12 protein-coding genes and 3 pseudogenes are annotated in these 24463 nt (G+C 52.8%); 12 read left to right on the top strand and 3 right to left on the bottom strand.

The genetic code is table 11. The annotated features are described in order from the left end of the window. Positions 1-134: 134 nt before the first annotated feature. The 6 genes and pseudogenes from CYQ09_RS14880 to tnpC all read left to right on the top strand — a co-directional run bounded on the left by CYQ09_RS14880 (position 135) and on the right by tnpC (position 11881). Entirely contained in the window at positions 135-1403 is a 1269-nt protein-coding gene (locus tag CYQ09_RS14880) for a hypothetical protein (RefSeq protein WP_106746170.1), read from the top strand. A 2-nt stretch (positions 1404-1405) separates the two neighbouring features. Continuing rightward, entirely contained in the window at positions 1406-8518 is a 7113-nt protein-coding gene (locus CYQ09_RS14875; protein ID WP_106746169.1) for a type I polyketide synthase, read from the top strand. Further along, positions 8515-9288, top strand: coding sequence for an aspartyl/asparaginyl beta-hydroxylase domain-containing protein (locus CYQ09_RS14870; protein WP_162617690.1), 774 nt, complete (start codon positions 8515-8517; stop codon positions 9286-9288). Before CYQ09_RS14875 ends, CYQ09_RS14870 begins: the two co-directional genes overlap by 4 nt. A gap of 298 nt (positions 9289-9586) precedes the next feature. Then, positions 9587-9967, top strand: a complete 381-nt coding sequence (gene tnpA / locus CYQ09_RS14865; protein ID WP_106746167.1) for an IS66-like element accessory protein TnpA — start codon at positions 9587-9589, stop codon at positions 9965-9967. Beyond that, the gene (gene tnpB, locus CYQ09_RS14860; protein WP_106746166.1) at positions 9964-10317 is read left to right on the top strand and encodes an IS66 family insertion sequence element accessory protein TnpB; all 354 of its coding nucleotides are present in this window, start codon (positions 9964-9966) and stop codon (positions 10315-10317) included. The genes tnpA and tnpB overlap by 4 nt, the downstream gene beginning before the upstream one ends. A 54-nt stretch (positions 10318-10371) precedes the next feature. Next, positions 10372-11881 (top strand): annotated as a pseudogene (gene tnpC, locus CYQ09_RS14855) (IS66 family transposase). A gap of 36 nt (positions 11882-11917) precedes the next feature. Here the strand turns inward: tnpC and CYQ09_RS14850 are convergent. Continuing rightward, positions 11918-13009, bottom strand: a complete 1092-nt coding sequence (locus CYQ09_RS14850) for a ParB/RepB/Spo0J family partition protein (protein ID WP_106746165.1) — start codon at positions 13007-13009, stop codon at positions 11918-11920. Positions 13010-13019: 10 nt separating this feature from the next. Continuing rightward, positions 13020-14159 (bottom strand): annotated as a pseudogene (locus tag CYQ09_RS14845) (ParA family protein); the annotation flags it as partial. Positions 14160-14536: 377 nt separating this feature from the next. On the opposite strand from CYQ09_RS14845, the gene CYQ09_RS14840 reads away from it, so the two are divergent. Continuing rightward, entirely contained in the window at positions 14537-15220 is a 684-nt protein-coding gene (locus tag CYQ09_RS14840; protein WP_106746163.1) for a hypothetical protein, read from the top strand. A 77-nt stretch (positions 15221-15297) separates the two neighbouring features. Next, the gene (locus tag CYQ09_RS14835) at positions 15298-16380 is read left to right on the top strand and encodes a Fic family protein (RefSeq protein WP_106746162.1); all 1083 of its coding nucleotides are present in this window, start codon (positions 15298-15300) and stop codon (positions 16378-16380) included. Between the two features lie 136 nt (positions 16381-16516). Here the strand turns inward: CYQ09_RS14835 and CYQ09_RS18510 are convergent. Then, positions 16517-16826 (bottom strand): annotated as a pseudogene (locus CYQ09_RS18510) (IS3 family transposase); the annotation flags it as partial. A gap of 446 nt (positions 16827-17272) precedes the next feature. Between CYQ09_RS18510 and kdsA the strand changes: the two are divergent. The 4 genes from kdsA (at position 17273) to CYQ09_RS14815 (ending at position 24430) form a co-directional block, all read left to right on the top strand. Continuing rightward, positions 17273-18106 carry a 3-deoxy-8-phosphooctulonate synthase gene (kdsA, locus tag CYQ09_RS14830; RefSeq protein WP_106746161.1) on the top strand — a complete coding sequence of 278 codons (834 nt, stop codon included), beginning with the start codon at positions 17273-17275 and terminating at the stop codon, positions 18104-18106. A 188-nt stretch (positions 18107-18294) separates the two neighbouring features. Next, on the top strand, positions 18295-19290 hold the full coding sequence (locus tag CYQ09_RS14825; protein ID WP_106746160.1) for a KpsF/GutQ family sugar-phosphate isomerase: 996 nt from the start codon (positions 18295-18297) through the stop codon (positions 19288-19290). A 164-nt stretch (positions 19291-19454) separates the two neighbouring features. Continuing rightward, positions 19455-20603 (top strand): glycosyltransferase, encoded by a 1149-nt coding sequence (locus CYQ09_RS14820; RefSeq protein WP_106746159.1) that lies wholly within the window; start codon positions 19455-19457, stop codon positions 20601-20603. A 41-nt stretch (positions 20604-20644) separates the two neighbouring features. Then, on the top strand, positions 20645-24430 hold the full coding sequence (locus CYQ09_RS14815; RefSeq protein ID WP_106746158.1) for a glycosyltransferase: 3786 nt from the start codon (positions 20645-20647) through the stop codon (positions 24428-24430). Positions 24431-24463: the final 33 nt, after the last annotated feature.

Raw genomic sequence — 24463 nt, 5'->3', positions numbered from 1 at the left:
CTATTGGCGGTGGGCCGGGCATCGGGACGCCCGCCTATGACGACGGCGGCAAGGGATCAAAGGGCGAGACGGGCACAGCCACGACGTCGGGTCGGCTACACTTTCCCTAACTGAACGAGGCGTTGGAGGATACTATGGATCAAGACGTAATCGACGAGCATTTTCAGGTGGTGAACAAGTATCTCGGCCTTGGCCCTAATGATTTTACTGCTGGTGCGAACTCACTTGTCGACGGGGATAAAGACAGCCAAGAGGTCATTCTCAACAATAGCGGCGACTGCGCGATCAAGGGCCACATACTGAAAACCTATGACCTTGATCAACTGCGCGCAATTGTACTGGCCGATACATTGTTGAACGCGACGGACATGCGGACGTTGAGCGCGCTATATGACAAAGTCGATCCCGCCCTTTTGACCCTGCTAGCCTCCGGCGATGTGAAACGGGGCTCGGACAAGCTCGACAAACCCGAACTTCTGAAGTTGGCTTCGCTTTATGTGTTTGGCCATTCGACAATTCCCCCCAACGTTCTGGAAACCGCAAACAGGTTGCTGTTCCCGTCCAAAGTCACAGTCTACACCGGAGATACCCTGACAATCGGCCCCGACACTCGGCTGGTGCTCGAAGATAACGACCCGATCATCCTTAACTTCAAACATGTGCGGATGGCAGCTTCGGCCCAAATCGGGGTGTATGGCAAAGCATCCTTATTCTTTGGCCAACTCACGGTTCTGCCCCCCGCTAAAGATCACGAAGAGAAGTGTGACACCACGGTCTACATCTCGGGCAGACCATTTGACCCCGACAAGGCCCAAACAGGAGAGCTGGGTGCCACACCCGATGTGGGCGCTGACGGCACGCCGGGCGAACACAAGTTGGACAAAGCCACCGACACCTATATCTGCACCTGGCCTCCCGGCGATGGCGCCCCCGGCGTGGCGGGGCTCGAAGGGGGCAAAGGCATCGAAGGCCAGCCCGGCCGGGCGATCCAGCCTGCCAATATCGACATCTGGTACACCGAAGGTGACCCGACCATTGTTGCCCAGGGCGGATGTGGTCAAAGTGGCGGCGATGGCGGGACCGGCGGAACAGGGGCGGCAGGTGGTTTGGGCGGCTATGCGCCCTCGGGGTGTATGCAGGCCAAAAATGGCATCTCTGGCCCCGGCGGGCGCGGCGGCGAAGGCGGTGACGGCGGCGATGCCAACCTCATCACCGAACCTGTGCGCGTCGTCAAAAGAAGCGCAAACCTTACGGTCGAGGCGCGCCGTGGCGCGGGTGGTGCAGGCGGACGCGCAGGTCCTGCGGGATACAGCCCTGACGGCAACGGCAGCCTTGGCGCAGCAGGGCGGGGCAAGGACGGACAAGACGGCGCGACACCTTTGGTTTTCACGGTCAGAGATTAAACTTGCAAAAATTTAAACTGCTAACCAATCTGTTCTGTCAGGCAGACCCGGATCTGGCCACTCGGGACTGTCTGGTTTTCCTTAATGCACGCGGCGCTGAAACAGACCGCTATTCTTACGCCCAGCTGCGGGTTTGGACCCAAAGGCTGGCACAGACCTTTATAGAACACGGGCTGATCCGGCGCGAACCCGTTGCAATGATCATCACCCAACAGGCAAGATTCACCTTGTGTTTTGCGGGGTTGATGCTGGCTGGTGCCGTGCCTGCACCGCTCGCCGGGATCACGCCGCGCGCAGAACACGCCAGTGTCAAACGACTTCTGCGAATCCTGCACGCTGACGCGATAAAGACGCTTGTAGTCGAAAGCGAGCAACACGGGCAAATACAACAGCTCTTGGCACAATCGGGACTGGAGGATGTCAAAGTGCTTGCCCTCGACGATCTGATGGCACAGCCCCCGCAACAGGCGTTTGACCTCTCAAGCCACCCTGCCCCCGATCCATCGGACGTGGCCTATGTCCAATACACCTCCGGCACAACCGCTCGCCCCAAAGGCGTGGCTTTAAGCCATGAAAATGTGCTGGCCAATCTGGCCTTTATGGACCGAATTTTTGAACAAACCGACACCGTGCGTATGTCCTGTTGGTTGCCGCTGCATCATGACATGGGGTTGGTCGGCAACCTTCTAAAGGTGCTCTATGGTCAAGGGTTCGGCGTATTTATGCCCCCCAACGCGCTGATGTATAACCCCGCGTTGTGGTTTCAAACCATCCATGACAACCGCGTTAATACTGTCGCCACGCCTGATTTTGCGCTTGGGCTGTGTGCCGATCGGGTTGATCCCGATCCGGGGTGGGATTTGTCCTGCCTGACGCAGATCTTTGTCGGAGCCGAACCCGTCAAACTGGCAACGCTGAACACTTTTGCCGACAGGTTCCATGCCTGTGGATTGGCCGCGTCAGCCTTGCGCCCGGTCTACGGCATGGCCGAAGCCAGTCTTTTGGTCGCCGGCGGTGCCCAAGACCTGACCCAGGCCCGCGACCATATCCTGCAACGTCCGCTCGGCGGTGGCGATCACACGCGCGACCTGCTGCCTTATGCCGTGCATGATGGCATCACTGCTGCCATCCGCGATCCTTTGACACAGGACCTATGCCCTGATGACACTATAGGCGAAATCTACCTGACAGGCGACAGCCTTGCGCGTAACTATCTGGACGGGTCAGCGTTGGCCCCAACAGACGCCGGGATGCCAACCGGAGACTTAGGATTGTTACATGACGGCCGCCTCTACATCACAGGCCGCAAGAAAGACGTGGTGATCGTGCGCGGCCTCACCCTGCCGGCCGAAGATATCGAAACGCTTTTGCAGCAAACATTAGGCGAGGTTCTGGGCGGTTTGCCCTCTGTTGCGATATCACGGCACTTTGGCGATGACGAACAACTGTATCTGTTCCAAGAAGCACCCCGCTCTGCGACGCGGGCGGATCTGGCATCGCTGCGCAAACATATTTCCGCCACGTTGATCGAACATTACGGCTGGGCTCCGGCCCAGATTGTGTTTGTTCCGGCGAAATTTCTACCGCGCACCACCAGCAACAAAATCGCGCGCGCGCTGTGTATGGAACAGTACATCGCGGGAACGTTAAAGACACTTTCCCCCAGCGCGCCCGAGACGCCCGTCGCCACGGTGCCGTCAGTCACTCCCGTAGATCCAGACGACCCAATTGTGATTGTCGGCATGGCCTGCAATTTCCCGGGAGCGGCGTCGATCGACGCCTTTTGGGAAAATCTATGCAACGGCGTGGATTCGATCACAGAAGTACCGCCTTCGCGGTGGGATAATGACCTTTGGTACGACCCCCGCCCCGGTATCCCCGGCAAAACAAACACCAAATGGGGCGGATTTGTCGATGAGCTGGACCTGTTTGACGCAGATTTGTTTGGTCTGTCAGCCATCGAAGCCCGTGAGACCGATCCCCAACACCGCATGTTGCTAGAAACCTCGTGGCGGTTGCTGGAATATATGGGCCACAAGAAATCCGATCTGGCCCGGTCAAATACCGGCGTGTACGTGGGCATCAGCGGAGCGGATTACCTGCACGCCAAAATATCCCTCACTTCGGGGCTGACCAGCCACAACGCTTACACCGGGTTGGGCAATGCCCATTGCATCGCGGCCAACCGGCTGTCGTATTTCTACGACCTCAACGGCCCCAGCATGAGCGTCGACACTGCCTGTTCATCATCTCTCACCGCGTTTAATCTGGCGGTGCAGTCCATGCGGCAGGGCGAATGCGATCAGGCCATCGTGGCAGGCGTGAACACGATGTTCACCCCGGGATCGACCACCGTGCTTAGCCAATTTGGCATGATGTCCCCCGACGGACGGTGCAAGACCTTTGATGCCAGCGCCAATGGCTATGTCCGCTCTGAAGGCTGCGGCATGGTGATGATCAAACGCAAATCCGCCGCTTTGGCCGCAGGCGACAGGATTTTGGCGCAGGTTTGTGCCGTGGTTTCGGCGCAGGACGGCGCGGGCTCGGACCCCGGCGGCGGCATCACCTTTCCCAACGGCGCAGCGCAGCAAGCGTTGATAGCCCGCGCATTGGATCAAAGCGGGTTTACTGGGGCCGAAATCACCTATGTCGAAAGCCATGGCACGGGCACCACCGCAGGCGACCCGATTGAGGTCGCGCAAATCAAACACCACTATGGCCAAATCAATCCGGATGCACCCAAGCGGTGCTGGATGGGTGGGGTTAAAGCCAACATCGGTCATCTGGAATCCGCTGCCGGGATCGCGGGGCTGATCAAAACGGTATTGGTGCTTCAGCACAAACAGATCCCACCACAAATCCACATCCAGACTCTCAACCCCAACATCGACCTGAGCGATACCCGTCTTGCCATCCCAAACGCGCTCGAATCGTGGGACTTGCCCGAAGGCGCGCCGTATCTTGCGGCCGTCAGTTCCTTTGGCTTCGGCGGGGCGCTGGCGCATGTGATCCTGTCGGATCCCAACACCCAACCGCACCACCCGCCCCAAAACCCCGACATGCCCGGGTTCAAAAAGTATCCTCTGGCCGTTACCGCCAATTCGCATGACGGGCTGCGGGCGACACTGGCAACCGTATCGGGCTGGCTCAAAGATCGTCCCGGCCTGCCACTGTCCGACATCAGCCATTCCTTTGCCAAAGGTCGCACGCCGTTGAAACACCGCGCTGCGGTGGTGGCAGTTCAGGGTCAGGATGCCGCTGCTCAGTTCGACGAGCTCATGGCCCAAGACACCTGGGACACCGCCGCAGACCGCAGCCACCTGCCCTGCTACCTCTTTTCCGGTCAGGGAGAGCTTTACGCCCAAATGGGCAAGGACTTTTATCAGCGATACCCGGTCTTTCGCGCGGCCTTTGACGAATGTGCCGCAGTGATTGACCCGCTTGAGCCAGGCTTTGATCTGGCCGAATACGCCTTTGCCGACAGGGACCAACATATCGACAAAGACCGCTACAACCTGCCGATCCTGTTTGCTAATCAACATGCGTTGACCACCCTGTTTCAGGCATGCGGCCTGACGCCATCCTATGTGCTGGGTCATAGTATGGGCGAATTTGCCGCCGCCAGCGTCGCCGGCGCGATATCCCCCCAAGATGCCATTTGGCTCTTGTATCATCGCAGCCGCCTGATGGAGGATGTGGTCGAACCGGGTGCCATGTTCGTGGCCAACGCACCACCCGAACAGGTCAACGCGTTGCTCGACCCAGATCTGGGACAGATCGCAGCGTATAATGGACCTAACCGGCTGACCGTGTCAGGCCAGATGACCCATATCAACCAAGTCCACGCAGCACTTGCCGAGCAAGGGGTGAAAACCCGACATCTCAACACTAATTTTGCCTTTCACAGCCCGCTGGTCCGCCCAGTTTTGGACGCCTATCGCAGCTTTTTGGATCAGGTCACGTTTCATCCGCCCAAACTGCCGTGGATCTCCAGCGTTACCGCCGATTTTGTGACCACCGCGCCTGACGCGGACCATTGGATCAACCAGCTCAGCCAGCCGGTGCTTTATGATCAATCCCTCGACCATCTGCGCCTGCAATCGGTCGATTTCGTCGAAATCGGTCCGGGCGGCGCCTGCCTCGCGTTGGCACTGGCCTGTTTGGGCAAACGCGACGCGCACCATATGCGCACGATGTTATATGCCGAACCGTCGCGCAAAGAAGACGGGTTCTTCATCGATGTACTGAAAAACCTATATCTGCGTGGGCTGGATTTGGACTGGTCAGACGTGATGGGTGGACATTTTTACCCCGAAAAGTTGCCCCCCATGGTGATGGATCGCAAACGCCATTGGCTCAAGGTTATCTCACCCGAGACCTTTGTCAAATTCAACGACGGCTCTTTGCATCACACCGACGACCCGGTGCCATTTGCTACGCTGGACCGGATCGAACCTAACCCAGCGAAACCCCCGCCTGACATCACGTCACAGGAGGGCTGGCATTACACCACCTCATGGACGCCGACGCCTACCCCGCCAGACACTGATTTTGCCGACCGCGCAATGAGGTGGATGGTCGTGGGCGCCAACACGCCCTTGACCGAGGCCTTGTGCCACCGGATCAAAGCCCGCGGAGATGGATGTTACTGGATCGAACATGGGACAGATAAAGCCGCAGTACGGGGCAAATCCGCGCAAAACAGCACCAAGCCAGATGCCCATATCACCTTGTCCGATGCTACGAACCGCGATCAATGGCGGCAAGCAATCTGGGACATTGCCCATCGGTGGAGCACTCAAGAACCGATCCCGTGGAAAATCCTGTTTGTCTGCCCGGACACGGATCTGGTGGACAATGATCTTGACGGCTTGAACGCATATCAATCGGGCAGTTTCACCAGCTTGATCGAAATGCTACGCGAGCTGAAGGAACAGGTGTTTTTCTGTCCCGTTTGGCTTGTGACCCCGAACACGCAGGCCGTTCAAGACCAAGGCACCGTGTCGCCAATGGCGGCCCCTATCTGGGGGTTTGGCAAGACCTTGTTCATGGAACAACCCGACATTCGCGGTGGGATGATCGACTATGACCGAGCGGATGATCCTGTGGGCACGGCCGATCACATCCTGCGCAAGGCGGTGACACCGGAATTTGAACCCTTTGTCGCCGTGCGGGACGGCAGGATGTATGTCCAGCAAATCACCCCCGCGCCTTTGCCCGCGCAAACGCGCGCAGACTTCAGGCCCGATGGCGTTTTCATCGTAACCGGAGGATTGGGCGGGCTAGGACTGGCCACCGCCCGTTGGCTCGCCGACAAAGGCGCGCGGCACATTGCGTTGTTGTCGCGCCGTGATATGCCGCCCAATACCGGGTGGGACACTCTTGACCCCGGCGATCCGTTTTATGCGGCAAGCCGCACAATCAGCGACCTGCGGGCGCAGGGCATCCAGATTGATACGCACGCCGTCGACCTGCGCGATGCCGCATCGGTTACAGCCTTGTTTGATAGCTTCGACGCTGCAGAAATACCCATCCGAGGCGTGCTTCATGCTGCCGGAGAAAACTGGTTTGATCGTGTGCAAGATATTGATATTTCAGCCCTTCTCGACACGCTGAAAACCAAAGTCCAGGCAAGCTGGCATTTGCACAACCTGACCCAAGACCGCGACTTGGACTGCTTTGTGCTGTTTTCCACGGTCTCTGCGCTGTGGGGGTCCGCCAAGCTCAGCCACTATACAGCTGGCAACCATTTTTTGGATGCTTTGGCAAACCTGCGCGCCGCACAATCGCTACCGGTGACCAATATCAATTGGGGGCCGTGGGACGACGTCGGGATGAGCGCAAAGGATAGCGAAAAGCCCACGCTGCAAAAGCTGGGTTTCTACCTGATGCCCGTCCCCGATGCCCTGACTGCGATGGAAACCGCCATGGCACAAAACCGCCACTCTAGCATGATCTGTGCAGTGAACTGGCAGACCTACGCCCCGATCATTAAATTCGCCACGCAGCCGTCTTTCTTTGCCCCTATTGATCACGGCGACCACAGGAAATTGACCACAGCCCCGAAACGGCTCAAATCCCTTCGAGCTTTGGACCGGGATGTGGCTTTGGACGCAATCGGACGGGTGATCCGCAAAGAATTACAATCCGTTACCCTGCTGGAAGATACTGATGAGATAAAAGGAGATATGCGGTTCAACATCATGGGCATGGACTCTTTGATGACCATGACCTTTGCGGCCAATCTGGAAAACTACTTCCAATGCGAATTCCCAACCACGCTGGCCTATAATTACCCCACCATCGACACCCTTGGCGCGTTTATCTACGACGTGATCCATCAAGCCGCACCGGACAAGGTCACACCTGACACGGAGAACCTGACCCCGTGGCTCAGACCCTTGAACAGGTCAGTCGTAGATGTGCCAAAACTCGTGTGCCTGCCCTTTGCTGGCTCTGGGGCTTCTGCATATGCTGCACTGGCGGCCAAGCTGGACGGCACCCGCGATGTCATCGCGCTGCAACTTCCTGGCCGCGAAGACCTAGCCGACATGACCCCCTGGTCCAACCTGCAAGACGTGGTGGCCAAAATCGCCCAAGATATTGAGGCAATCCAAGGACCCTATACGCTGTTTGGACATTCCATGGGCGCTGTTCTGGCCTATGAGCTGACCGCGTATTTGCAGCACGCGGGCCAACGTATGCCCCAGCTCCTGATCCTATCTGGCGCCGACTGCCCCATCCACAACACAGACGCCCGCGCGGTACATCTGCTGGAGGACGATGCATTCATCGACACCGTTCTGGACAGCTACGGATCAGGAGACACCGACGACGAACGTCGCCAGGCTGTTACCCGGATCAAAGACCTTTTGCGCGCCGATCTCACTTTGCTGGAAACCTCTGAGGCCTCCGACATTGCGCTGACCTGCCCTGTGGCCGCCATCCATGCCACAGATGACACGCTGACCACGCGCGATGGCATGGCCGCTTGGGCAAAGCTATGCAAAGATGCGTTTTTCCTGCAAACTCTGACGGGCGGACATCAAACGATCATCGACAGCACCGACACAGCGCTTGGCGCGATCACCAAAGCAGAGCACCTTGTCCTATGACACATACTCCAGAAACGGCGCAGAAAGATCCCTGGTACGCGATATTTGGCGGACGGTTCCCCGGCGATCAGCCGTTTTTCTATGATCCGAACGAATTTGATTGGGTGGCCGTATTTGAATCCCAATGGGAAACCATCCGTGATGAATTGTTTGCCCTCACACAGATTGAGCCCGAACGCGTCAAACCGTATGACTTCAACCACGCCATGTCATTTCCACCTCTGCACTGGAAAACCATGGGGCTCAAATTTTGGGGCATTCGTATTCACAAGAACCTCGACCGTTGCCCCACACTCGCAGGTATCCTTGAGGCGCGGCCCGAAATCACCAGCCTGTCTCTCAGCATTCTTGAACCCCACTCTAACATCAACCCGCATCAAGGCGACACAGACGCAGTCTACCGCTGCCATTTGGGACTAAAGGTACCCGCGCCTTTGCCGGATTGCGGGTTTCAGGTGGGTAAGGACATTCGTAGCTGGGAAGAAGGCAAAATTCTGGTTTTCTGCGATGCCCAGACCCACACTGCATGGAACCAGACCGATGAACGGCGCGCAGTGGTGATCTTTGACGTGATGCGGCCCGAATTTCAGAACCGCACACGCGGGATTTGCACCCATGTTATGGCATCCATGATCATCCAAAAAATGTACTCGAACTCTGCGTGGTTACGACAACGCAGAGCATGGGTCAAACGCTGGCTTTACACGGGTTTACGGTTGGGGTTCTACGCGTACATCCCGTATAAAAACAAGTTTGGTGCCCGTCGCTGATTGGTCTTGTCCCACTTACGTTCCGGTCTTTTGTTCGAAAGCCGACGGGCTTTTGGCACCCAGTGATGTTGAAGTTGCGTTCAGAAGAGCGACCGACCGCGGCGCATCGGGATCGCTTGGATATCGCCCTTCACCTAAAATTCACGGTAGTCCGAAAACTTTGTGTAAGTGGCATAAAATATATTAGATTCAGCACGTTAAAATACTGATCTGCTGTAAGCGGTGTTTTGACCCGACCTTCCGCATTGCTGTGTGATCTGCGATTCCGCTCCTTGTAGAATTTGATAGGAGTTTCTCTATGGAGATATCGGATGAGTTTCTCACAGATATGGGGTCTGATCGCCGTAAATGCCCGAGGTGGCCGCGCGAGGTTAAAGCACGGATTGTAGCTGAGACGCTGGTTGAAGGCGTTACCGTCAACTCTGTTGCGCAACGATATGGTCTTCGTGCGACCTACTTGTCTGATTGGCGTCGGCAAGCACGCGAGGGGAAGTTGGTTTTGCCAAACCTTGATGGGGTGGACTTTGCGCCGGTGGTTGTCGCTGCGCCTTTGCAATCAGTGTCGCCCCCAACATCAGATCCAGACCAAAAGATTGAACTTATCAAGGGTGAAGTCACGATCAGACTTTCGGGATCAACGCCGGCCCTGCGGATTGCCGAACTGGTGGCTGTGCTGTGATCCATCCGTCGCATGGCGTGCAGATATTCGTGGCGACCAAACCGGTGGACTTTCGTAAAGGACATGATGGGTTGGCGGCGTTCGTCCAAAGTCATTTGAAGATGAAGCCCTTTGACAGTGCGGTTTATGTATTTCGAGCGAAGCGCGCAGACCGACTTAAGATGATTTGGTGGGACGGCACGGGCCTCGTGATGGCGTACAAACGTCTGGAACAAAACGTCTTCAAATGGCCAGCCATCAAAGACGGTGTTTTGCGGCTTGACCCTGCGCAATTTGAAGCATTGTTTGCGGGTTTGGATTGGCGGCGCGTGACGTCCTTAGGGACCCGTCCACCGGCTGCGGCAGAATGACTCGGGCTGCGTTTTGGAGGGGCACCATAGCCCATATTCTGCTAGATAAGACCCATGACTGAGCCCGCCCAATTACCCGATGATATCGATGCCCTGAAGGCCATCATCCTGACCCAGCGGGACCAGAACGCGCGGCTGGAAGCCTTGGTCAAAGCTTTCAAAAAAGCGCTGTTTGGAGCCAAGTCCGAGCGTATCGATCCCGATCAATATGAACTCTCTCTCGAAGATATTGAGACCGGCATTGCACAGGTCCAAGCCGAGATTGACGCAGATGAGCGCACCGCGCCAGTGTGTGCGCCCAAAGAACGCAAGCCACGCGGGGCCTTGCCCAAACATTTGCCGCGCGTCGAAGTAATTGTCGAACCAGACAGCACGACCTGTTCCTGTGGCCATGAACGTCATGTCATCAGCGAAGATGTCAGCGAACGGTTGGACATCGTGCCTGCGCAGTTTCGCGTGATCGTCACACGCCGTCCACGCTATGCCTATCGCGCATGTGAGGGCAGCTTTACCCAAGCCGCCGCACTGCCGCGCCTGATCGAAGGTGGCATGCCAACTGAGGCCACTGTGGCGACGGTACTGGTATCAAAGTTTGCCGATCACTTGCCACTGTTCCGTCAATCACAAATCTATGCGCGGCAAGGTGTTGAGATCGAGCGATCCACTCTTGCGTCGTGGGTTGGCAAAGCAGCCCATGAGCTACAGCCTGTCCATGACGCCTTGCTTGCGCATCTCAAGACTTCGTCCAAACTCTTCATGGATGAGACGCCAGCACCGGTTCTCGATCCAGGCCGAGGTAAAGTCAAAAAGGGGTACTTCTGGGCGCTGGCGCGTGATGATCGCGCATGGAACGGGCCCCAACCACCCGGCGTGGCTTTCACCTATGCTCCGGGACGATCGGGCACCTACGCATCTCAGATATTGCAGGACTTCAGCGGCATCCTGCAGGCAGAACGGCTACGCCGGATACAACCGCGTACTTGATCCGTGCGACAATGCCCCAATCCTGCTTGCCTACTGCTGCGCTCATGCGCGACGCAAGCTTTATGAGCTGACCGAGAACAATGTCGCCCCCATCGCCGAGGCAGGTCTCAAACAAATTGCGGCCCTTTATCGGATAGAAAGTAAAGCCCGCGACCTCACCGCTGATGAACGGCTTGCCATACGACAGGAAAAATCCGCGCCAAAGGTCGCAGCCTTCAAAGACTGGTTAGACCAAGCGTCCCATCAAGTCTCAGCCAAATCCCCAACGGGGGCTGCGCTCAAATACATCGCCAAATACTGGGACGGGTTGATCCTGTTCTTGGCCGACGGACGCATCGAGATGGACAACAACCCCGTAGAGCGTACGATCCGCCCCATCGCCCTGCAAAGAAAGAATGCTCTCTTCGCGGGCCACGACTCCGGAGCACAAAACTGGGCCATGATCGCGTCACTGATTGAGACCTGCAAACTCAACAAAATCGAACCGCACAACTACCTGACCGGGGTCATCACAGCCATCATAAACGGTCATAAACAGAAGGATATCGAGCAGCTGCTACCGTGGAACTGGGCAGCTTGAAGCAACGCTTACGATCTGTTATGAACTGGGCACCGTTTATTCCAAAGCTGCCAATAACCTTGCGATCCCCTGCTCTAGCTTTTGTCGGTCAATGGCTGTCAGATCGCGGTCCATTTTGAGGGTAAGTTGCCCTACCCCGGCGACGCATTTGACGCGGTCTGTGCCGGTTCTGACTTCGAATGTGGTACGCGGGCGGCGGCTGGCGCCCTGCCCTGCCCCATCCGCTGCCTTGCTGGCCGGGCGCGGTACGCTCGCGGTCGTCATGTCGCGCAGCACGCCGAGTTCGTCAGCGACGGAGCGGTTATCCCAGCCGTCCAGCTTAGCCCGCAGCGCGCGCAGTGCCTTTGGGTCTGTCTCGATCAGTTTGAGGACAGCCAGACCGAGATTACGCGACATTTCTTCGGGGTATTTGAGAACACCATCGACCAAATCCATCAGCCGCGCGAATGATCTGATGTAGCTGCGGCGCTGATAGTTGGCGGACTGGAACAGTTCTGCCACTGCGTCGTCGACGTTCATTGGTGTGGTGTCAGGATCGGCAGCATAGGCCTGCGCGGTTAGCGCCATTTCTGCAAATGACAAATCTTTGCGGATCAGGTTTTCGTCAACCATGCGACGGTACAATCCGGCGACACCTTCCCCGCGGGGAAGAATGCCTGCGGGAATTTCACCCCACCCTTCGCCACCTTCTGCAAGCAAGGCGCGGTAGGCTGACAGCCGACGGAAGCCTTGGATCAGTTCATATTTGCCGTCGTCGCGTTCTTCGACACGGATCGGGTTTGAAAGGCCCACGTCACGGATAGAGGTTACCAATTCGGACAGGTCCGGGTCTGGGCCCGGCTTACGGTCGCGCACCAGCGCCTGCGTGACGATAGCATCAAGCGGGATCATGGCGGTGACCAGCCCTGCCCGTTTCAGCGCGACGAACTCATGCGCAAGCGCGTCGTTTTCCGCTCTGATCTTGGCTTCGGCACTGGCGCGTTCATTCAGCGCGCCAGCGTTTTCGGCAATGGCGCTGGCCATGGGACCTTTGCGACGCGTGCTGGTATCTGGGGTGCTGACACGCTGTGTTTCAGGCTCCGCCATGTCGGGCATCGCGATGTCAAAAATACGTTTCTTCTTGCTCATCATTGGCTCCTTATTCTTTCACACCTTCCCCGCGGGGAAGATTTTCTGCGGCCATCTTTTCCCACGCGGGAAGCATAGCATCATGGAATTCTGTCCACGCTTGGTCAAACGATCCACGTGCACGGCGCCATGTTTCGCGCGTCATTTCCCGGTAGTCGATTTCATAAACCGAGCTAAGGAAGCGGTTGGATTGTTCGACAGCGCGGGTGGTTTCAATCGGGTGTTTTGCCAATCTATCGCCAAAGACCTGTTCAAATGCCTGATACATCGCGCGGTGCAAATCGTTGCCTTGTTCATAGCGCGTCAACAGGAACCGAATTTCGCGGAACACTTTGGGCAAGTCGATCTTCCCCGCGGGGAAGGATCCGGTGAACCCGTCTGACAAATCCTCGAGCGCCTCGGCCAGCTGACCGATAAAGGATGTCGTGCTGTCGTATTCCCAATAGCCCGGTCCTGATGGAATGCAGAGCATGTCAGCCGCAAACACAGCGTTCATTGACTGGTAGCCAATTGCTGGCGGGCAATCGAAAAAGATCAAGTCCCATGTGTCGTCGGGCAGTTGATCCAGATAGCGCGACACAGCCGCAAAGAACGACCATTCGGGGTTCAGATGCCGGTACTGTGCGCTGGCGAATTCAACAAAGGCCGCGTTGGCGCAGGATGGGATGATGTCGATCGTGGGCCAGTTGGTGGGCCGCACGAAGTCTCCGATGCGCAAATCCTGAAGGCCAAGTCCCCGAATTGAATCCGGGATTGACCGACGGGGCAGGGCGGTTCCGCTTTCGGCGGCGACTGGTGCTGCATTCATCCGGTCCGTTTCGCGGACCAGATCGCGCGCCATGATGCCCCAGACGGTTTGTTCTTCGCTGACGTCGGTCAGTCCCATGGAGTGTGAGAGCGTGGCTTGGGGGTCAAAGTCGACCACCAGCACCCGGTAGCCATCAAGTGCTGCAGCGTGCGCGAAGTGCAGAGCGACGGTAGATTTACCAGCGCCACCTTTGAAGTTGGCGATGGCTGTACGGAAAGCGCGGCCAGCAGGACGGGCGGGCATCAGGGATTTACCTTTTACCTTCATCTTGCGGCGCAGGGTGTTCACCTCTTCTAATGAGAACCAGCGCTGCCGCCCGTCGGGTTCGACCTTCCCCGCGGGGAAGGTCCCCAAGGAAAACAAGGCGCCACAGGCAGGTGAACCGATTTGGAGCAATGAGGCTCTATCCTACGGGTTGGTGACCATATTTAGGGGGACACGTGATGTGTTCTTCTAGCTGATGGGGGGACATCAAGACCCAATAGGGTGACACCCTCCAAGTGCCCCTATACCATTATATACACCCATTTCTTTTTTCTTTGATTGGGAATGGGGTTGTAAAAACACGAATCCTTGACAATTCACCCCAACCCAACGCTAACCACGGCGAGATTCGGAATAGCGTTGTAAATTCGTAAATCGACCGTACGGTTGGTACATAACAAATATACGAAGCAGCGTTCAAACTATCCGTGGCAATGCCGCACGGGAGAGCAGTGATGCAGGTGAAAGCAACGGGGCCAAAGGCCTCCGTCGTCAAATATGATATTCTAACAGCCCTGATGACGCTGGGGCTGCATGATAAAGGTACTGATGGCCGCCTTGCGCAACGTTTGGCTTTGTTGATCACCGCACGGTTTAATTGGCAATCTGAGACGTTCTGCGTTGGCTTGCGCGAGATTGCGCGGATGTGGCCTGTGACCGAACGGACAACAAAACGCGAACTGGCATTGATGCGGTCACGTGGCTGGATTTCCGTTCATCGCAATGCCGCGCGGGGCAGGGTGACAGAACACCGTGTACATTTGAACGCTGTGCTGGAGGCGACCCGTTTGTGCTGGCCACTGGTTGGTCCTGACTTTGTTGCGCGAATGGGGCAGGGGCCCCAAGAACAGCCAGCAAGTGAGAACGTCGTGCCATTTGCTAAGGCGGGTGCAGAGGCCCCGCAAAACGACGGGACAATTTGGGCGGCTGCTTCGCGGGTGATGTTTGATAATGATCCGGCTGTACATGCCGCGTGGTTTTCGAAAGTAACCGAGGTCGGTCGTGATGGGCCCCGATTGGAATTGGCCGCGCCAAGCGCTTTTGCTGCGCGTTATATTGAAACCCATTATGCCGGGCGTGTTTTGGCGGCGGTTACGGCTTGCGATCCAAGCGTGACGACCGTGCGGATCACGGGATAATGCTATGAAGTGATTGGCCGGATTTTTCACATCAAAATAGTTCTTTATTTGATCTGAATAGCAGCTACAATCACCTCATGGTACAGATATGGCAGTCGGGGCTTTGGCCCAAGTTCATTTACAATCACGTAGCAGTGGAACCACATTTGGCGGATGCGATGCAGGTTCTGGGCGAGGTGCAGGGCGTTCATGCTGGTATGGGGCCAGATGATCTGGCCGAGCTACGCCGCATGCAGATCGTGCAAGAGGCGCTTGCTTCGTTTGAGATTGAAGGCGTTACCCTTAACCATGATGAGATCGAAGCCTCAGTCATCGCGTCGATAAAACATCGCGAAGGTGCCGCAATTGCCCGCAGGTCTGATGCGATTGCGGCCTTGATGATGGCCGCCCGTAATGTGCAGGGACCTGTCACAGGGCAAGACTTGTGCGAATGGCATCGTTTGTTGTTCTATGGGATTGAGGTTGAAAACCTTGGCGCTTGGCGCGGTTTTGATATTGAGATCGTACGCTCTGCGACCGCAGGATCCCATGATGTGCTGTATAAAGCCCCGCCGCCAGAGTTGGTGCCGGGGCATATGCAGGATTTTACCGCATGGTTGGCGGATGAGGTCGCGTTGCCTGTGCCGATCCGCGCGGCGATTGCCCATTTGTGGTTTGAATCCGTTCACCCGTTCTCGGATGGGAACGGCCGGATTGGGCGCGCCTTGATCGAGGCGGTCTTTGCCACGTCTCATCCGCTGCCGTTTTCACTGTCGCGTCAGATTGAGAAAGAAAAGCTGGATTATTACGCGGCCCTTCAGGCCGGGCGCGAAGAGGGCAGGGGGGGCATTGATGCGACCCCATTTGTGGTGTGGTTCTTAAATACGCTGACCCGTGCCGCTGATGCCGGCCGGGCAGAGGCGATGTATTTGGTCCGTCGTAATCATTTCTTTGTGCGCCACGCGGCTGATCTAAACGCCCGTCAGCACAAGGCGCTGACGGCTATCTTTGCACAAGGTCCGGACCGCGTGACGCTTGGCCTAAGTGCCAAGGGGTACCGTAAGATCGCCAAAACCACTGCCGCCACAGCCACCCGAGATCTGGCGGCGCTGGAAAAGGCAGGGGTACTGAAACGATCAAAGGCCGGCGGGCGTTCGACAAGCTATGAGATTTTGTATTGAGGTGAGCGTCGTTTACCAGAGGTCTAGCAGAAGGCGTCGAGTGCCAAAACCATGTTTGGGTTTTTGGGGCCTGATCTGCTAAGCGCCTGTCTTGTGACACACGATGGTAGGCTAAATCAGTCCAGCTTCGCTTGATTTATGAAACACAGCCATTAGCAACTGAATAGCCCTTAGTCTCCGAGACACCTTCTTGGTTCATGATGTGCCGTCTGTTTCCGAAATCGATGGGCGACATGATCCCGCTTCGGGCATGTTTGCGTTTCAGATTATACAAGATTTCGATGTAGTCGAATACGCCCTGTCTTGCTTACTCGCGCGTTTTGTAAAGGCGGCTGGCGGATACTCTGGCGTGTGAGTGGATTGAAGACGCTTTCGGCGGCTGCATTGTCATGAAAATTTCCGCGCCTGCTCATTGAATGTTCAAGATCGTGGGTGCGAAGGAAGCGGGAACATCTGGTGGATCTGTGGTTGGCAAGTTGACACTTTGAAGCCCAAATGGTGCGCAGATGGTGAGATGTCTAATGATCAAATGGTGGAGCTTCTAATATGCAACCTGTGTAAGGAACCAACCCCTCATAGGGGATGTTTTCGACAAAGCGCGCAGGGAAACGCCGGTTTATGAATTTCACGGCTGAACCCATTAAAAATGGCGGGATTACCAATCCAGTTCAAATCACTCATAGCGACGACCGAACAGGTTCACCTAGAGGCTTCGCAGGCGAATAGGCCGCGCAGTTTATGTGAAGCCCTCGGGGCAATGGCTGATACTTGTTCATAGTCTTGCCAGCACCATTCCTCACTATGCAAGATATCGGGAAAAGTTGCTTTTAGTTTGTTTCAACCTGAGGCATACGACGTGCAAACATCGTCGTCCGACATAAGTAGGTAAGTCATGCACAAGATTGATATTGGCCATTTGAGTGTTAGCAATGACGCCCCACTTATGCTGATAGCCGGGCCTTGCCAGCTTGAGGGCTTGGATCATGCTCAAATGATTGCAGGTCATATGGCTGAGGTTTGCGCGGCTCATGGTGCACAGTTTGTTTTTAAAGGTAGTTTTGATAAGGCTAATCGAACATCTTTGAATGGCAAACGCGGCCTTGGCATTGATGAAGGTCTCAAGGTTATGCAAGCTGTCAAAGATAGCATTGGATGCCCTGTGTTGACGGATATTCATACACCTGAACAGTGCAGCACGGTTGCTGAAGTATGTGATATTATGCAAATTCCTGCGTTTTTATGTCGGCAAACTGATCTACTTCTTGCTGCTGGCGAAACAGGTGCTGTTATCAATATCAAAAAGGGTCAATTCCTAGCGCCATGGGATATGCCGAATGTTGTCGCGAAAATTGAAAGCACTGGAAACAATCGGATACTTCTAACTGAACGGGGATCATCGTTCGGTTATAATACACTAGTAGCCGATATGCGCTCGTTGCCGACAATGGCCCAAAGTGGATATCCGGTTGTGATGGATGCAACTCATTCAGTGCAGCAGCCCGGTGGGCAGGGGGGATCGTCTGGTGGGCAGCGAGAGTTTGCGCCAGTTATGGCTCGCGCTGCTGTTTCTTTAGGTATTGCCGCAGTCTTTATTGAAACGCATGAAGACCCGGATAACGCTCCATCTGACGGTCCGAACATGATACCACTTGATAAGATGGGGGCTCTTGTTGAAAGCCTAATGGCTTTTGATCGGCTAGCCAAAGCTAACCCTATACGTGTATGATCGTGTAATCAGTCAGGTACCACCTTACTCATTCTTTCACTATTTAGGTTAATATTCAGGCATTCATATTCTCACTACCTCAAGGGGGAATGTGTAGAGATATATACCCGTGTGCCAGACACGATACGTATATATCACTGCCTTTAACGCTTAGCGAAAAGAGACTGCCGAAGACCTGAAAGGCTAAAATGAAACTAGCAGAAGCCAATCACAACGATATTGTTCCGATGAGCGATGAAACTACGTCTATTGTCCAATCGGTACTGCAGGTTGAAGCCGAAGCATTGCTGAAGTTAAGCCGTGAAACGCCACCTGAGATTGCGCAAGCGATTCATTCAATCCATGAATCTACGGGTCCTTTAATCGTAGCCGGTGTTGGAAAAAGCGGTCACATTGCGCGCAAAATCGCCTCTACCTTTCGATCTCTTGGTAAGCGTGCGGCGTTTCTTCATGCTGCCGAAGCGAGTCACGGAGATCTGGGGATTATTCACGACGATAGCGTCGTTTTGGTTCTTTCCAATTCAGGTGAAACCACAGAACTCGCAGATTTGCTTGCCTACTGTCGACAATACAAAATCCCGGTCATTAGCATCACCGCGACCGAAGAAAACACCCTTGCTAGATCAAGTACGATCGCGATTGCTCATGGTAAGGTTCCCGAAGCTTGCATCAACGGTCTAGCACCAACCACGTCTACAACCGTTGCGTTAGCTATTGGTGACGCGCTGGCCGTTGGTTTTAGTCATCTGTTAAAGTCGGTACCTGAAGATTTTCGGCGTTATCATCCAGGTGGGAAGCTTGGATTACGACTTCTAAATGTTGGAGACCTGATGGTAGCCGGGGATCGCCTACCTATTGTTGCCCCGACTACACCAATGCATGATGTCGTGATCACAATGTCATCTAAAGGATTAGGTGTAGCACTGGTCATTGACGGAGACAAAACGTTAGGTCTGATCACCGACGGTGATATGCGTCGTAATGTAGAACGCCTATGGGATTCACAAGCTTGCGATTTACTCTCGAGTGCAAAGCCTGTGAGTATAGCGAAGATGACAACGGCGAGTGAGGCTCTCAAAGAGATGACCTCACGCGGGATCACCTGCTTATTGGTTCATGATAGATCAAAAAAAACATGTGGGCTTTTACATATACATGACTGTTTGCGCGCTGGTGTGGAGTGATTAGCGCGGCGTATTAGTCAAAACCTGATGTTGAACTGTGGAGGTTTGGATGACATTCCGTCAAAGAGTAAATATTCGCTTGGGTTGTAAGGTTAAAATGCTGGATGAAATCCCCCTTATGATGTTCATGACGTCTCAAAACTTCCCTACGAAGGAATAGATCCATGAAAATATCCTTTATTGTACCTTGGATTACGAAGAGTCGCGGGGGTACAGAAAACGTTGGTCACCTCATGGCAAATGCTATGGCCAAGAAAGGGTACGAGATAAACGTTTACACGTTTGATGATAGTAAATCTCCATCAGTATGGCCCTTAGCCGACACGGTAAAGATTCATTACCTTCCTCAAGGAGATAACATTAAGGCAAGCTATCAAATGACAATCGCCTTGGCAGAGGATTGTCCAGATTTGATTGTCGGGCTTCATATGAACCAATGGCTTCTAAAATATGCGGTAACCGCACAAAAAATAGAAGTCCCCTTGGTGCTATCAGAGCATATTGACCCGCATTTTCCTAAACGACTTGGTGTTTTTAGTGAAGAGCAGAGATTGGCGGCTTTTACTGGAGCTACTAGAATACATTTACTCACCGAAACCTTTAAAGACGCTTTGCCAGAATATCTGCAGAATAAGACTGATGTCATACCAAATACGGTTATGGAAACGGATCAGTTATGTGACCCAAGGGGAGGGGAGCAAAAAAGGCTGATTACGGTTGCGCGCCTAGTACCGCGTAAAAACTTATCACGGCTTATCGATGAGTTTGCCATCATAGCAGGACGTCACCCCGATTGGGTGTTGCAAATTCTCGGTGACGGTCCCGAAATGAAAAATCTTAAAGCCCGGGCTAAAGTTAAAGGCGTTGCTGGACAGGTTGAATTTTTGGGGCACTCAGACAGTCCTTATTCGTACTTGGAAAAAGCGCAACTTTTTGTTTTATCCTCACTTTTTGAAGGATTTCCTATGTCTTCACTTGAAGCTATGGCACATGGGATGCCTCTTGTTGGTTATGCAGCATGCAATGGTATTAATGAACAAATTGTCAGCGGAGTTAACGGTCTTCTTGCTAAGCGTAGCTTGGAAGCAGGGTGCCTAGCTGAATGTCTAGATGAGTTAATGAGTAAGGACGATCTCAGAGAGAAGATGGGGGCAGCCTCTAAAAAGAGATTTGATAAGTTGTATTCGAACTCAACAGTATTCGATGCGTGGGAGACTATTTTCAAGACTGCTATAGAGGCTGGACCCTCAAATATTAACACTCAAATAGAAACCGATGCACAAAGTGAAATTTGGCAATTGGTCAACTGCTAGCAACTCACGCCTTCCCATGCACAAGTATAACTGAGATATCCATGCCAAACGAAAATCATATAGCATTTGAAAAATTTGATGATCATTTACGTCTAGCCCGAAACGAAGGCGTAAATGATCCCGAGTTCGACTTTCGCGATTGGGTTATTAGTAACCGATATCAAGCATGGAATGTCGGTTATTTCGAAGCAAACTTAACCAAACGGTATGGCGCTAACCTACGTAAATTGTTCCCGAACGCATTGGGAATAGAGGACAAAAGGCATGGGAAAAGTCAACACTATATGATCTCAGGTACTATGTATAAAGATCCTGAGAAAAGTCATAAGGGCGGAGTGAAAACTTTACAGTCATTCCAAACAGGAGACACCTTACTGTTTCTTGAGCAAGGTTTCTTAGCTTCTACACATAGCTGGTCCGAGTCATTTAAAGCCAATGACCCCAAGTTGGGATGCCTTGGCTATGTATATGACGACATGTCATACTATTATATGGCGGACTATCCAAATCGCCTTATCCACCGCATGAATAGTAACAATGAGCTGTCGGATGAAGAGGTCAGCCGTACACGAGCGGTAATGGCTCGGATAGTGGAACAAAAGATATCTAAATACAATTCTCAGCCCATTGTTATGCCTGCAATGTCGGATGGATACGATGACCGTGTCCTAGTTTGTGATCAAGCTTTTGCTGATGCGTCGACTATCTATGGAAAACTGACTGAACGCGATTTTGAAAAAATGCTGCTGGCTGCTATTCGCGAAAATCCAGATTCACAAATCCTGATTAAGACACACCCAGATACTCATTGGGAGAAGGGTAAACGTGCAGGTTACTTTAATCATCTTGAAGATGTTGGCCGTATTCGCATCCTGCGAGATCCAGTAAACCCGTACAGTTTGTTCAATTGCGTTAATAAAGTGTACGTTGGCTCATCTCAAATGGGATTGGAGGCGTTATTCGCGGGTAAAGAAGTTATCTGCTTTGGTGCACCATTCTATGCGGGATGGGGGCTGACAGATGATAGGCAAACCATCCCGCACCGCCATCGCAAAAGATCTTTAGAAGAAGTGTTCCATTATTTCTATATATGGTACACGATCTACCATGTTCCGAATTGTGTAATTCCGAGTAGCATAGAAGACGCAATTGATTTTATAGAACAAAACCGTCCAGTAAAAATGCCGATTGGTGCTCAGAACGAATGCGATATACCAAGCGTATCTGTAATTTTACCAGTTTATGGTGTGGAAAAATATATCGATCAATGTCTTAAATCTATCCGAAATCAATCGCTTAAAGAAATCGAAATTATAACGGTAAATGATTGTAGCTTAGACGGAAGCCAAGCGATCATTGATCGGCATGCTGCTGAAGATTCACGTATTAGACCTATCGTCCTGAACAAAAATGCCGGCCAAGGGTTTGCTCGAAATGTCGGAGTTGAATCTGCACGCGGAGAGTACGTATTTTTCTTGGATTCAGATGACCTTTTCTATGATGAGCATATCCTTAAACGTACACTGCAAGCGGCAAACGGCGATCAATCGGAAATGGTCAGAGTTCAGAAAGTGGTTTTCCAAGACAAAACTTCACACAAAAGTGGAAAACTGGATGGGAATGAACGTTACTTTCAAGAACAAAAAATTGTACCAAACAGCAATAAATCAGCCGAAATTTTAAAAAGCTGGCATGTATGGCAATTTCTTTACAAACGGGAACTGCTTACTAAACACGATATAAAATTCAAATCAGGACAATGGGAAGAACGAGGTTTTGTATGCGAGTGTTATCGGCATACAAACCAAATTACCTGTTTGCCTCTACCTGGTGTTGCATATCGAAAGCGATCAGACAGCACTATGAGCAAGGTACGTACCGAAAATGACTTAGCAATGTTTTTGACAAACATCGAAAGCGTTCAAAAGTCCATGAGAGGATCCGCAGCCGAAGGCTTTGCACGCTATCAAATGATTAATGCTCTTATGTTACCGCAATGGTGGAAAACTGTTCAGCAGGTTGCTTCTAAAAAAGGTGAGGCCAACACACTTAATAGAATAGCTTTAGCATTCGGTTCACCTGAGAGCGGGGACGACGCAGACCTTAGCGATTTTCCATCACTGAATCTGCAACGACCACGCTTATTACTCGCCCTTCAAGCAATCTACACATCTCGTTGGGACATTCTGGAAATAGCTGCCGATAGAAAAGAAATTCCTCAAGCGGAATACCTCGCTGAAATGCTCCACAATCCTGAAAATGATGAGGAACGTATTTTACAAGAAGCTCTGTCGCTTTACGCTAGAAATGAGTTGGTAGCTACCGACAGAGACGCGGTCCTTCATAGCAAGACGATTGAGAAAAAACCAAAGCTCCTTATACATATAGGGTCAACGAAGACTGGGTCTACGTTCATCCAACACTTTCTAGAGCAAAATCGTGCAGCATTATTACGGGATGGTGTTTACGTACCGGAAGTAGGTTTGTTTTGGCAGAAAACCCGGCCTCATAAACAGGCAGGGCACGCCAATTTTGTACCTGAAGCTGTCCATGGAAAAAGCAATCTAAAAGAGCACGTTGATGCTGCTGTGTCGCTTATGGATGATCGAATACATACTGTTATTTTGTCCTCCGAAGCTTACTTCCTTAATCCTAACGCTATAGAGTTAGCTCGTCATTTTTCAGATTATGATGTGGAGATGGTAACCTATTTACGTCGCCAAGATGACTGGGCTAATTCGCAATACGCTGAGTTTGTCGCAGGTGGCGCCGTCGGACGTGTTGATAAGTCGATCGAGGATTGGTTGGAGACTGACCAAACGCGCAACCGAATGGACTACTATGGTCGCATAAAGCTTTGGGAGACTGTAATAAATAAGTCAAAAATACATATAGGTATTTACGATAGAGAACAGTTGAATGATGGTGATATCATTAGTGATTTTTTAATGCTTACTCATCTGGAAAAATATGCGGATTTACCTCGACCAGAAGCTAGGAAAGAGAACCAGTTTCCGTTCGGGACGGCTCACGTTAACTTAATCCGTAGGTTGAACAAAAATGACTGGTCAGATCGGAATGCATATTTCAACTTCATCGAGGAGGCTGGGCGGAAGGTCACCGAACTTCGCGAATTGAAGAAAAACATATCCGCTTCAAAGCTCAACCTTCTCACTAATACTCAGCGAAGTTCGATTATGCTGGAAGTGGAAAATACAAATAAAAACCTTGCGATAGAGTTTTTAGGTCGTCAAGATGGTACACTATTTGCACCTGTTATACCCAAGAACGACGACATATTAGATTTCATTAGCAACGATGAATTTGATGCAATTATGCGCGCCAATGATAAATGGGCGCCAAAAAAGAAGGCATCGAATACTCAATCCCTAAAGGGAGTGAAAAAGAAGGACAATCTAGAAGCTGCATTGACGAACTTTACGCCTTTCAAAGTGACGGATAGTCTATCATTTAAGACTTTTTCACTTATTAGTTATCCATTTCTATCAAGGAAAAAGCGGAAAAAGCTTCATGAGCAACCACGCAAATTTTTTAATGATAGTAGAAGTTCATATCTTCGCGCCATCTACAGAGTTATCAACTGGGAAAAGTCCAAGAGAAGCAGGGACGATGAAAGTGACGGCTCATTATTTCCTACACACAAGACATTAGTCGTAAAGTCTATTCGGCTATGTGGCCGAAAAATGAGCGGGCAAAAGCTCGCTAAGCTTAATAACAGCCCTGACTTATTTTTCTCGGATATGAGTGGTATCGGGGCTAACACAGTTCGGAGAGTTTTGATGATTGAACGCCGCTGGCGCAGTTGATGTGAATTCTGTAAATCATGTGTTGGGCTGGTT

Source organism: Yoonia maritima, assembly GCF_002933395.1.
In the GTDB taxonomy this organism is placed as follows: domain Bacteria; phylum Pseudomonadota; class Alphaproteobacteria; order Rhodobacterales; family Rhodobacteraceae; genus Yoonia; species Yoonia maritima_A.
The sequence above is the reverse complement of the archived record's forward strand: the minus strand, read 5'-3'. Positions and strand labels throughout refer to the sequence as shown.